9 protein-coding genes are annotated in these 11,918 nt (G+C 45.3%); 5 read left to right on the top strand and 4 right to left on the bottom strand.

From position 1 onward, the window contains the following. Positions 1–167: 167 nt before the first annotated feature. Together ACLSSO_RS12625 and ACLSSO_RS12620 are read left to right on the top strand one after the other, a co-directional pair. Entirely contained in the window at positions 168–4,889 is a 4,722-nt protein-coding gene (locus ACLSSO_RS12625) for a hemagglutinin (protein WP_413943022.1), read from the top strand. Positions 4,890–4,949: 60 nt separating this feature from the next. Beyond that, positions 4,950–5,765, top strand: a complete 816-nt coding sequence (locus ACLSSO_RS12620; protein ID WP_413943021.1) for an enoyl-CoA hydratase-related protein — start codon at positions 4,950–4,952, stop codon at positions 5,763–5,765. Here ACLSSO_RS12620 and ACLSSO_RS12615 read toward each other — a convergent pair. Genes ACLSSO_RS12615 through ACLSSO_RS12605 form a run of 3 tightly spaced genes read right to left on the bottom strand, consistent with a single transcriptional unit; the run spans position 5,753 to position 8,522 of the window. Then, positions 5,753–6,583, bottom strand: a complete 831-nt coding sequence (locus tag ACLSSO_RS12615) for a DUF6279 family lipoprotein (protein WP_413943020.1) — start codon at positions 6,581–6,583, stop codon at positions 5,753–5,755. The genes ACLSSO_RS12620 and ACLSSO_RS12615 overlap by 13 nt on opposite strands. Next, complete coding sequence (locus tag ACLSSO_RS12610) at positions 6,580–7,170, bottom strand: inner membrane-spanning protein YciB (protein ID WP_295903717.1); 591 nt, start codon at positions 7,168–7,170, stop codon at positions 6,580–6,582. Before ACLSSO_RS12610 ends, ACLSSO_RS12615 begins: the two co-directional genes overlap by 4 nt. Beyond that, complete coding sequence (locus tag ACLSSO_RS12605) at positions 7,170–8,522, bottom strand: dihydroorotase (protein ID WP_413943019.1); 1,353 nt, start codon at positions 8,520–8,522, stop codon at positions 7,170–7,172. Before ACLSSO_RS12605 ends, ACLSSO_RS12610 begins: the two co-directional genes overlap by 1 nt. Positions 8,523–8,756: 234 nt before the next feature. Between ACLSSO_RS12605 and ACLSSO_RS12600 the strand changes: the two genes are divergently transcribed. After that, complete coding sequence (locus ACLSSO_RS12600; RefSeq protein WP_295903711.1) at positions 8,757–9,605, top strand: hypothetical protein; 849 nt, start codon at positions 8,757–8,759, stop codon at positions 9,603–9,605. Positions 9,606–9,608: 3 nt separating this feature from the next. Continuing rightward, complete coding sequence (locus tag ACLSSO_RS12595) at positions 9,609–10,343, top strand: HEAT repeat domain-containing protein (protein ID WP_295903708.1); 735 nt, start codon at positions 9,609–9,611, stop codon at positions 10,341–10,343. Positions 10,344–10,346: 3 nt separating this feature from the next. On the opposite strand, the gene ACLSSO_RS12590 is transcribed toward ACLSSO_RS12595, so the two are convergent. After that, positions 10,347–10,763, bottom strand: coding sequence for a hypothetical protein (locus tag ACLSSO_RS12590; RefSeq protein WP_295903705.1), 417 nt, complete (start codon positions 10,761–10,763; stop codon positions 10,347–10,349). A gap of 138 nt (positions 10,764–10,901) precedes the next feature. Here ACLSSO_RS12590 and ACLSSO_RS12585 point away from each other — a divergent pair, with 138 nt between their 5' ends. Continuing rightward, positions 10,902–11,912 carry a hypothetical protein gene (locus tag ACLSSO_RS12585; protein ID WP_295903702.1) on the top strand — a complete coding sequence of 337 codons (1,011 nt, stop codon included), beginning with the start codon at positions 10,902–10,904 and terminating at the stop codon, positions 11,910–11,912. Positions 11,913–11,918 lie beyond the last annotated feature (6 nt).

The following is an 11,918-nucleotide window of genomic DNA, read 5'->3' as shown; positions in this document are numbered from 1 at the left end:
AAGTCCATTTAGCGAACCCCGTTCTATTCCGATAAAAAAGTATGCGGAACGTACAGGTACTTCTCAATTTGGTACTGCTATTGGGGGCAGGGTGCAGCCTTAATTCCAAGCTCACGGATTTTAATGCGTTAACACCTCCCGTCCTTTTGGATTCCAACGGAGATCGTTTGGAATCACTCGTTATTAATTCCGGTACAAACTTAAGCTCCGTAAAACTTCAAGGGGAGTGCTACTACGAAGACCAAGAAATTCAGGTCTCTTTTGTTCCGCAGAATTCTTCTTTATCCGTCAGTGACACTCGAAATTTTAAAGCGCTTTGCAAAAATAAAAAATTTTCTTTGAACGTCGACACTCAAAACTGGAGCGATACGGATTATCGGATTGTTCTTGCGGTCACGTCCTTAGCGGGAGTGAGTTCCAGCAGTGAGTCCGCAGCTTTGAAAGACGTTGTTGCTCCTGTTGTCTCTTTCGGTGCTCCGATTTCTGCGGAAGTGGGAAATGATTTTGCAGGTGCCGTTCCCGTGGGCGGAGCATGTGAATCCGATGACGGCCCTGTTGAAATTTTAAGTGAGGGTGTTTTATTAAATACTTTCACGTGTCTTGGGGGAAGTTTTTCTGGAGCTGTCTCTGTGGCGGGGCTTGATGAAGGCCTTCGCACATTCACAGTTCAACAAAAAGATCTCGCGGGAAATATCGGAACAAACGTCAGTACAACGTTTAACAAAGACACGGTGGCACCTCTTCTTCCCGTGACCTTAGGATCTTTAGGAAGTTCATTAAGCAATGACGATACCCCTCGCACGGTGACGGTGGGAACTCCGACAGACGGCGGAACTCAGTACAAATACATTGTGGTGAAAGACACGGACTGCTCTGGTCAGTGGGCAGCCATTATGGCTACAACGCCTGTGCCTGCGGGAACACCTATTTCGTTAAGTTTTAGTGGAGATGGAACTTATCGCATTTGCACAATTGGTGGCGACCAAGCGAATAACTGGCAAGGTCCTTCTTCCGTGATTGAAAGCTCTGTTGTGGTGATTGATAAAACGGCTCCGGCTTTGACCATCACAGCTCCTCTTGCGGGAGCTAAATTTCAATCAGCCTTTACCTTATCAGGAGCGTGTGAAGCGGGATTAACAGTCAATATTTCCGGCGACTTTACCCCAAGTCCGACAACGACTCCTTGTTCCGTTACGGGAACCTACACTGTAAATTTGTCTTTGACGGGTGTTGATGGTGCAAAAAATATTTCTGTTTCCTCCACGGATGCGGCGGGAAATGCTTCCTCAATTGCACTTTATTCAGTGACAAAAGATACGACAATCATTCCGCCGAATGTGACTCTTAATACTCCTGCAACAACAAATGCGGCGTTAGCAAAATTCACGGTGAATGATTGTAGTGACCATACATTTATTCTGATGAAAGAACAAAACACGCCACCAGCCCTGGGTGATTCTGGATGGATTTCTTGTTCAAAGGCGGCGCAAAATTATATTTACGATTTAAGTGCTAGCGATCAACAAGGTTTAAGAAACGTGCGCTTCTATGCACGCGACGAAGCAGGAAATATTTCTACCGCCACTGTCTTCACGATCACTTACGATAGCAAGGCGCCGATCTTAAGCCTTGATCCTGTGCCTACACTTGCCATCAACGTTTCTTATCCTTTTGTGGTGTACGTGACAGAAACCACCGTGTCGGCATCGGCCGTTTTGACATTGCAGTACTCCACAAACGGTGGAACTACCTGGAACTTTGCTGCAAGCAGAGCCTTGGGACTTGCCGGTCCAATGAATGCAAAATCTTTTGTGGTGAATTGGGCGCCTCCTTCCTATCAAGTGGGAATGAAAGTTCGTGCGATGCTCACGGATGACAACGGTTTGACAGGCTATGGAGTGTCCAATGCTTTTGATGCTGTTGTTGATACGATTGCTCCTGTGATTTCTGCCAATCAAATGAAGATCAATGGATCTTTGACACCTTCAGACACGGTTCGCTCTTACGTGACGGTGAGTTTGCAAGCCCACGACGGTGAAACGGCGATTACGGATTTCTGTTTTAAAACCACGAACTCAGTGCCCGCAGCTTCAGATGCTTGTTGGGTTTCCGTGAAAGCACCAAAGCCCGGCCTTGAAGAGTTGCCAGATCTCTTACTCGTGGATTTCGATTTCTTTTTAGGAATTAATTTTGGCACTTATAATATTTATGCGTGGGTTCGTGACGTTGCCGGAAATATCAGTACAAATTCAGCGACGCTGAAGAAAGACTTTAACACCATCAATTATATCAATGATGCTCCACCAACGGTTTCTAATTTCTTGACCGTCAATTCGACGACACCCAATGCACCACCGATCAATGCGGATATGAACTTCGCCAACGGAGCTTCTGTTTATATTAAATGGGCCGCCAGTGATAACGGCAGTATTTCTAAAGTGGAACTTTATTCCTCAACGGATGGAAGTCAGTACACGTTGATCTCAGACACCTTAAGTAACAGTTCTTCTAATGGAGCGAGTTGCAGTTACTCCGCTCCTCACACGGGATGTTGGGTTTGGAATTCATCGTTTCCGAATAATTCATTTTTTAAATTGCAATTGCGTGTGACGGATAACTACGGTCAGACCTCGCAGGTGACCAGTCCGCCGTTGAACAGTCAGAATTTAAACCTGCTTGCCGGAAATCAAGACGCTGGCCACAACGGCAATGCCAAGAAGACGGTCTTTAATACGACGGTTGGAAATGATATGGCTCCGGGAACGTTGCTTGTAACAACGGACGGGAAAATTTTCTTTAACGATTCTTCTTACGGCCTGATGTACATTGATCCTAAAACAAACAACTCCAAAGTTCTTTTGCGTTTAGCAAAGACGAATGAAGATTCTTTTGGTGATGGAATTCCTGTTGAGCAAGCGCGTGCAAAAGCAATCTTGCGCACGACTTTGGATTATCAAAATCGCATCTTGGTTTATGACCGCTATATGATCCGCCGTATTGATACGAATGTGGAACCCATGACAATTGAGACTTTGATTGGAGCTGATCCTGCGGGAAATTTAGGAACGAACACCGCAGACACTGTTGCGGATCCTCGCGATTTAAAAATCAATCTGACAACAAATGTGTCCTTGGATGAATCTTGGACGATTCGTAAGCGATCTATTTTTGTAGCTCTGCCAAATGGAGATATATACTTTGTTTCTGACAAGCCCGGCGTTGCCAAAGACAATGGGGGTCGCATTCGTGTTTACAAAGGATCTCTTGCCGTACCTCGTGTGGAATCCATCCGTTTTTCAGGAACGGGTGTGAAGGATCTGCCGTCGTGGGATTTGAACACGCAACCTTATTCGTTCTTTAGTTTGCGCTATGATCCGCAAACAAGTGACATCTTAAAAGCCTACGTGAATGCCGTGTACAGTGTGCCGGGAAATTCATACGGAAATATGACAGAGCTTGATCCGGCAACATGGATTGGTAATGGTGTTTATCCGAATCATCCCTTTGCTTCAAACAACAGTCTTGTCTATTACGACGTGCAGTCTCTGGATGGACGGGTTTACCGGTCTAATCGTTATACCGAACATTCCGTTTCTCGACTGAATGATGACGGCACGTGGACAAGAGTTCTTGGCACGGGCGCAATGGGAGACTGTGCCGATGGAACTGCAGCCACATCATGTGCGGTTTCTTTAGATGACGTCTTCGTGGATCGCTACGGTCGCATTTTCTTTTCCACTCGCGGGATCATTCGCACGGTCTATAACGGCAACGTTTATACATTGTTTGGTCAGCGCAAAGATTCCGGTGACGGCGGAGCAGGATTAGATATGCGCTTGGCTTCTGTGTTTTATATTGATCATGGTGTTGGCAACAATGTCATTATGCTAGATCATCAAGAAAATAAAATTCGTGAGATGAGACCCGGCGCTTCGCCTGAAGTTCAACTGATAGCGGGCAATGGCCAAAGCGGTATTGTGGATTACGCGACGGCAGCGAATGCGCAAAGAATTCCATTAGGAAATTGGGGTGAGCCTAACTCGTTTGCGACAAATCCTGCTACAGGGGATTTGTACATGAACTGTTCTTTAAACAGTGTTCTAGTGACGGCTCCAAGCACTTACGCAAATTATCACAGGATTTGTAAATTGAATCGTGCCACAGGAATGTGGGAACAAATTCTTGACGGTGAGGGCGCGACACCGAGCTACACACAAACATCTTTAAGTTATGCTGATCTTCAACTCACCGGATATTCTCCAGCGGTGATGGCCTTCCAGGCGGGAAATATCTTATTTAATCAGTTCTACTGGAATGGAACGGCTCAAAACAACAGCCATCTTCGTTTGATTACGCCGACCTCAACAGATTTTATTGCGGGAACTATTGCGGTGGACTCAAGCACGGACTCGTGCCCTGATGGAGCGTCAACAAGTTGTAATCTGGGCGTGACGGGAATGCATAGAATGGGGGCTCCTGTTTATTATGGTCCTCTTTCTGGATGGCTCTTGAATCCGACTAGAACTACGGGATCTTCCTATGAAGGTGTGATGCACGTTGTTCATGGTGGTATGACACACAAACTTTTGACACTGCCTTCGCGTCCTTCAGGTTTCACCTATGACAGTGGAAATATTTATTACTGCACAGGTGGTAAGCTCTATAAGGCAAATATCACAAATGCGGGTGACTTAAGCTCTGTTGCAAATTGGCCCCTTGTTGAAAACACTCACTACACGATCACGCAGCTCACAATGCCAGCGAATAATATCACGTGCGAAGGTCGTCGTATTTTAGTAAAACCAGCGTCAGGTCCTAAACCAAAGCGTTTAGTGATGATGGCCAAACAAAATGGCTTGCCTGCGTTGATTGAGTATTTCCTCCCTTAAGAGGATTTCAATTCACAAAGGACTTCGCTTCTGCTTCAATTTGTACAGGGGAGAAGTCTTATGTCGTTCTATTCTCAAGCATTCCAGCATCTCAAATTGTCTCTGTCTTCACACACTCTGTGGGTGACGCTCAATAACCCCGAACAAAGCAATGCGATTTCTTTGGAAATGGTCGATTCCCTGACACGCGTTTTAAAGCATGCTGATTTTGATCCGGCGGTGCGCGTGATTGTTTTAAAAGGCGAAGGTCCTACATTCTGCGCAGGTGGCGATGTGAAGGCCATGCAAAATAAAACGGGCATGTTCGCTGGAGAAGCCAACGAACTTCGCATGCGCTATATTCACGGTATTCAACAAATTCCTAAATGCATCGAAGAACTTTCAACTCCGGTGATTGCGATGGTGAATGGTCCTGCGATTGGAGCAGGCTGTGATCTTGCAATGATGTGTGATTTGCGAGTGGGAACTGCGAAATCCAAATTCGGTGAAACCTTCGTGAAGTTAGGACTTGTTCCTGGCGATGGTGGTACCTTCTTCCTTCAACGCGTGATCGGCTTTTCTAAAGCCATGCAGATGTCTTTAACGGGTGATCTTGTGGCAGGGGAAGAGGCGTATAAATGGGGACTTCTGAATTACTTTGTCGGTGAGGATGTTTTAGAAACTGAGACACAAAAGATTGCTGACAAAGTCGCTGCCAATGCACCGGTTGCTGTGCAAATGACAAAGAAAGCGATGAAGATGGCATATTTGAACGATCTAAATACAATCTTAGATTTGTCTGCGGCTTATCAGGGGATCACGCAAAGAACAGAAGATCACTTTACGGCGTTGCAAGCGATGAAAGATAAAAAGGCTCCGGATTTTCAAGGACGCTGAGAAATCTTTTCCAGTTCTTCGGCGCGGGCTAAAAGGTTTTCTTTTAAATTCGTTTTTTGTTCTTTAGAAAGGCTTTGCCAGAATTCTTCAATGAGGAATTTCTGAAAAGCCTTTTTATGTTCGTTGAGGGCCGTTGTGTAGGCCGGAAGTCTTACGGCTTCAAAGTCGTCGTAAAAGTCCGCTACGAATTTTTTTAATTTCTCAGGGTTTTCTTTAGAATCCAAAAACTGCTTTAAGACAAATTCCTTGCTCTGATTTTGCAATCTCCAGGGGTAGGGATGAGTGCTGATAAATTTCTTAATTTTTTCTTTCTGATCGTTTGAAAGTCCGCCGATCCAAAATTCTATCGACCTACGATAGCGTTTAAAAGTTTGATTAAGGGAATCTTCAGGAAGCTCATTGCTGCTTTCAGTTTCTTTGATCTCGTCTCTAAGTTCTTTGGCGAAGTGAGTGTATTGATCGGATTTAAGTTTCAACGAAACTTTGACGGCGGTGTTTTTGAAATAGGCGGAAACTTTTTTAAAGTAATTCTGAAATTCATCAAAGTGGCGAGAGATCAATTCGGCATTCGGTTTGTCTTTTTGAACTTCAGGTTCGATCTCTCGCAAAGTTTTTGCGACTTGGGGCAAAAGTTCTTTTTTGATGTTCTGAATGTCTTTTTGCACATCTTTACGAAGATCGTCGCGTTGTTCGCTTGTAAGATTGAAATAGTCATCTGTTTTGGAAACAGCAAGGTCGTCAGCAAATCGGAAGAAAATGTCCGATCTGTTGCAGGCGCTTAAAGCTATGACAAAAAGAATTAGTAATGCATATCTCATTCTGCCTTTTGTTTTAAAACGGCTCTTCTTAAGAGGAAACCCTCCATGACAAGATACAGAATGAAACTCACGGTTAGGCCGATACCTTTGAGCAGAGCCCAAGCAGTCGTGCTCCATGCCAGTGCGGCCCACACGGCAAGTCCTGTGTGAATAGCAAAGAAAAATCCAGAGCGAATCGTGATGCCATTCATGCGGGTTTTAACAATATCAGGAAATTGATGACCTTGTTGTTCAGCGAGATACACAAACAAAGGCTTTTTCATAATGACCGAGCCCCACAAGATCAAAGCAAAAAGACCTTCCATCAAAGCAGGCTGCAGTTTAAACCAAAGACCTTCAGAAGAAATTAGTGAAATGCCTCCCAGAATAAAAAGCATTCCATTCCCGAACCAAGTGAGTTTTTGAACTTTTTTGTATTTATAAAGCTCCCAAGAAATTTCTCCGACACCAAAAACCATCCCGGCAATCAATCCAGCTACGGTTCCGTAGTATTCTTCAATCAATGTAAAAGCGATAACGGGAAGAAGGCCCGCAAAGAAAAGACTTGCGGCCTGAGCTTTGGGACTGGCAGAAGAATTGGGTTGCATTAATTTGTTTCCAAAAAGTTAACGGGTTTTCCTTGGGGAAGCATCAGCACTTGATCGTTTTCCATCACAAGGTGACCGCCTACAATCGTGTGAGTCATCCATCCTGTCACGGACATGCCATGAAACGGAGTCCATCCGCAGCGACTTGCGATCCAAGAATTATCAATGGTCTTTGTTTTTTTCAAATCAACCAAAGTGATATCAGCGTCAAAACCCTGACGAAGGCGTCCTTTGTTTTGGATTCCAAAAACGCGACAAGGATTTTCCGTCACCATCTCCACAAAACGACGCAAAGTCAGGCGGCCCTCATGAACGTGATTCAGCATGATCGGAAGAAGTGTTTGCACGCCAGGAACGCCTGAAGGACTTTGCGGATAAGGACGTTCTTTTTCCTCGCGTGTGTGGGGGGCATGATCTGAACCAATCACGTCCACTGTGCCATCTAAAACCGCTTTCCAAATGCGATCCAAATGTCGCTTTTCACGAATCGGCGGATTTTGTTGAGCGTAAGTTCCTAAGCGATCGTAACAATCAGGAGCATAAAGTGTGAGATGTTGCGGAAGAGCTTCGACAGTGGCGATGTCTTTTTGATCTTTTAAAAGATCCATCTCTTCACCCGTGGAAACATGAAGCACGTGAATACGGCGTCCTGTTTTACGCGCTAAACGCAAAAGTCTTGTTGTCGAGCTCACTGCGGTCTCTACATCTCTCCACACCGGATGATAATGAGGATCGGCCATATCAACCGCGATATGCTTTCTTTCGCGCAGTCGCATTTCATCTTCACTGTGAAAAATCACTCGACGAGTGCCTTGGCGCAAAATTCTTTCGAGTGTTTCGTCATCTTCCACCAAAAGATTTCCCGTGGAGCTTCCCATGAAAATTTTAATGCCAGAACAATGAGGCAATTTTTCAAGCTCTGCCAACCGGTCGACATTGTCATGAGACCCGCCAATAAAAAAAGCATAGTTGCTGTGAGCTCGACCTTGGGCTCTTTGAAGTTTCTCGGCGAAAGCTTCTTTCGTGGTTGTTGGTGGATTGGTGTTCGGCATTTCAAAAATACTCGTAACACCACCAAGAATGGCGGCCTTGGTTCCCGTTTCCAGATCTTCTTTGTGAGTCAGACCCGGCTCACGAAAATGAACCTGGCTATCGATGATACCGGGAAGGACGTGCAATCCCTCCGCTTTAATCGTTCTGACGGCAGGATCTGTAATAGAGTCGCGAATTTTTTCGATGCGGCCATCTAGAATGCCAATATCGGCCTGTTGTTCGATCAAGCCCGTTCCCGAAGGATGGGGGAGTAAGCAGATTCCACCTTGAATAAGAAGATCAAAAGGGCGCTGAGACATGTATCACCTCGGATTCAAAAAACCATACCACTATACTCTATCTAAGGTCTAGCGTTGACGGGGCCTCTGGGATAGGTGAGAATTTGAATTGTGACATTTGATACATTTCTCTCCTTTTGGGATCAGCATAATACCGTCATCATCGAGGGCCTCGTTGCGCTCGTTCTTATTCTCTCTCTTTTCCTGGCGTATCGCAGTTTTTTTGCGAAAAAGTCCAGCGAGGGAGGTTCAGATTTGGGCCACGGTCTCGACGCGGCTCAACTTGAAAAAACATTGCAGAAGATTCTCGACAACCAAGCGCAATCGGGAAAGCCCGCATCACGCAATGGCGGTGGAGCCTCTGAAGATTTTGATGTGGATGTAGACTTAGATGAAATGGAAAAATCATCAGTGTCTTCTTCGAAAGCAGCTGGTGCTGCGGCGGCGTCGGGAGAATCTGCAGCGGAAGTGTCACAGCTTCGTTTGTCTTTAACTGAAAGCCATCAAAAAATTGAAACTCTGCAAAAACAATTAAAAGAAGCATTAACGGCTGCAGAAGAAGCTGCGGCATCAGGTGGTGCTTCAGCAGCGGGTGCTTCTGAAGGTGGTGCCAATTCTGCTGCCAATGATGAGCTTGCTGGCAAAGTTCGTGATTTGGAAGCGCGTCTGGCTGAGTACGAAATCATCAGTGAAGACATCGCCGATCTTTCTCGTTATCGTGAAGAAAACGATCAATTGAAAAAGGAGTTAGAAGCTCTAAAAGCGGGTGGTGCAAAACCAGCAGCAGCGGCGGCAGCGCCAGCTCCTGAAACTCCAAAAGTGGAAGTCGCACCAGAACCGGAACCAGCTCCAACTCCTGAAGTGGCAGCGGCTCCGGCAGAAGAACCTGCTCCAGCCGCCGCCGAAGCTCCCGCACAAGAACCTTCATCTGATTTGATCGATGATGAGTTGATGAGAGAATTCGCTGCCGCTGTTGAAGGTCAAAAAGCTTTAGATAAAGCCGCTGAAAAAGCTGGTGACGGCAGTGAAGCTGCTAAAGCGGGCAATGATGAATCAGATAAGTTGATGAGTGAGTTTGAAAACTTCGTATCGAAAAAGAGTTAGACTATGAATAAAGTTATTCTGGCGTCTGTTGTAGTTGCGGGATTATCTTCAAGTGCTTTCGCAGTCGGAGCTAAACCTTCATCCAGTACTTTAACTTCAGCGGTGGAAGTTCTTAAGCTTCCTAGTGAAAACCGTCGCATGGTTATTCAAGGTCAGGGCGATAAGTATTATCAAAACTTTATCTCCGTTGCATTTAATGAAGAACAACCCATGAACATTCGCTGGCGCGCTTTGATGGCAGCAGCTGAGGCTCGCGGTGAGAAATCGACTCCGGATCTTTTAAAAGCTTCCAGTCATAAATATTGGTACATGCGTAACGCAGCCCTTGTGGCCTTGAGCGAAGTGAATCCATCGCAAGGGGAGAAACTCGCGCAAAAACTTCTTAAAGATAAAGCTTTGGTTGTTCGTTCTGCGGCAGTCGGTGTGTTAGAGAAAAGTTCTTCTGGCGATGTTCGCGATCTTTTGTGGGAAGAGCTCAATCAAGGGTACAACTTTAAAAACGCCCAAAGTCTTTGGATCCGCCATCAGATCGTTGAAGTTTTGGCGAAGAAACCTTTAGATCGTGAAACGAAGATCTTTGCGGGATTGTTATCTGATAAAGACGACCGTCTTCATATCCCGGCAATTCGTGGTCTTGAAAAACTCACAGGCGTAAAACTTGGCGAAGGCAAAGTCACCAAGTCCGCTCTTGTTGGCATGTGGAAAGACTACGTTAAGAAAGAAAAGATCGAGCTTTAATTCTTAATTTGGTGGAAACAATCTTTTTAGGTCCTGGCAGTAAGGGGTTTGTCTGGCGTGAATGTACGGGCAGCCGCAATAGCCTCCCCAAGTGACCATATCGAATAAAACATCGTTAGATCTTTCATTTACGACAGAACCACCAATGCGGAAGCATCCGCCCATATCTCCAACTTTATAAGTGTTAGCGCCAAAATAAGGATTCTCAAACACGACATCTCCTGCGAAGACCTCAGTGTGCAGCGTAAGGATCGCGCGAACCCCTCCCATAAAATCTTTGGAGCCCAGAGACATTTTAAGAGTTTCGCCCGGCTTAATAACGTAACCGCGAGTAGGAGCTTTCTTCCATTCTCCTTCGGCGGCTCGAAAATCGACGATTGTCAGGTCGTCAGGCATTCTGTTTTTTATAGAGATGGTCATTTCTCTAGCTGCGGCGAACGCAGATAAAGAAACAAGAAGGTTTACAAAAAATACGATTCCAATTTTTAAATTGATCATGTTTCAATAATAATCACGAACAGACGGACTGCAAATAGATTGTTTGAAGAAAAGGCAGATATGCTTTCGATTTTTATTTTACTAAATCTTGTTATTCCTTTTAAAGCCTTCGCGGCAGAGGCTTTCTCAACACCAATTACCGAGGGACATTGGACGCTGGAGGTAAAGGAGAACAAGGGCTCCGGCAAAGACAAGAACCGCGTGATTGGTGATTTTGTTTTTACTAAAGGAGGCAGTGCTGACACATTTCGTGCAACGGTCAATGGTTCGGCATTTCCGGTTCGCTTAATGGACAATCGCCTGACGATAAAACCTGGCGGTAAAGAGGACGAAAAAACACAAGGCTTTGAAGTGGAGCTTCGTCGAGAAGGCGAAAATGAATTTTCGGGAGTTGCGACAGTTGAAAAACAAAGCCGTCCGGTGCGATTGGTTCGTCAAACATTGAAGTCTTCTGAACAATGCAAAAATGTTTGTCGCAATGATTTGGTCGCAAGCTTAAAAATCTGGAAATCACTTCTTGGCGATCTTGAACCTTTGCCATTTGAACGGTGTACAAATATTTGTGAAGGTTCAGAAGCTGCATTTATGCTCGGAGCTTACGCTCCAGGCAAAGAGCGCGACGTGGCGACAGGAACTATTTTACTTTCCCAAGATCCAAAGTCTCCGGGGATTAGATCTGTTTATCTCTCGGCGCTTCCTGTGACGGCAGAGCGGGCTCAGAAGTTAACGGCTGCAACCGAATCTCATTGGAGAAAAAAGCTTTCCATTCCAGAAGGAATTAAGTTTCCGCGAAACGCAGCGTTGGCTCTTGGTTACAACTCAGGAACTCGCAATGCCATCATTTATATTTTAACTCCGGATACGGCGAAGTGTTCTTCGTTGCGTAAAGATCCTTGGATGGTGGTGCTTGAAGATTGGATTAAGCAGAAATTAGAAAGTAACTCTTTGGGGCAGATTTATTTTTCTTACTGTGGAGCGACTCTTTTAGATACGTACGGAATGATCGGAAAGCCCGAAGCTTCCGTGACGATTCTTTATTTAGCAGGCTCTTTAGAAGTCGTGTTGTACTAGGTTGAG

Origin of the sequence: Bdellovibrio sp. HCB-162, from assembly GCF_047344985.1 — a bacterium.
GTDB lineage: Bacteria > Bdellovibrionota > Bdellovibrionia > Bdellovibrionales > Bdellovibrionaceae > Bdellovibrio.
Note: the sequence above shows the minus strand (reverse complement) of the source record. Positions and strands in the feature narration are given on the sequence as shown.

Excerpts from the sequence above, each read along its gene's own strand:
- ACLSSO_RS12620 (WP_413943021.1), top strand. The coding sequence starts at position 4,950 with ATGTCGTTCTATTCTCAAGCATTCCAGCATCTCAAATTGTCTCTGTCT.
- ACLSSO_RS12615 (WP_413943020.1), bottom strand. The coding sequence starts at position 6,583 with ATGAGATATGCATTACTAATTCTTTTTGTCATAGCTTTAAGCGCCTGC.
- ACLSSO_RS12610 (WP_295903717.1), bottom strand. The coding sequence starts at position 7,170 with ATGCAACCCAATTCTTCTGCCAGTCCCAAAGCTCAGGCCGCAAGTCTT.
- ACLSSO_RS12605 (WP_413943019.1), bottom strand. The coding sequence starts at position 8,522 with ATGTCTCAGCGCCCTTTTGATCTTCTTATTCAAGGTGGAATCTGCTTA.
- ACLSSO_RS12595 (WP_295903708.1), top strand. The coding sequence starts at position 9,609 with ATGAATAAAGTTATTCTGGCGTCTGTTGTAGTTGCGGGATTATCTTCA.
- ACLSSO_RS12590 (WP_295903705.1), bottom strand. The coding sequence starts at position 10,763 with ATGACCATCTCTATAAAAAACAGAATGCCTGACGACCTGACAATCGTC.
- ACLSSO_RS12585 (WP_295903702.1), top strand. The coding sequence starts at position 10,902 with ATGCTTTCGATTTTTATTTTACTAAATCTTGTTATTCCTTTTAAAGCC.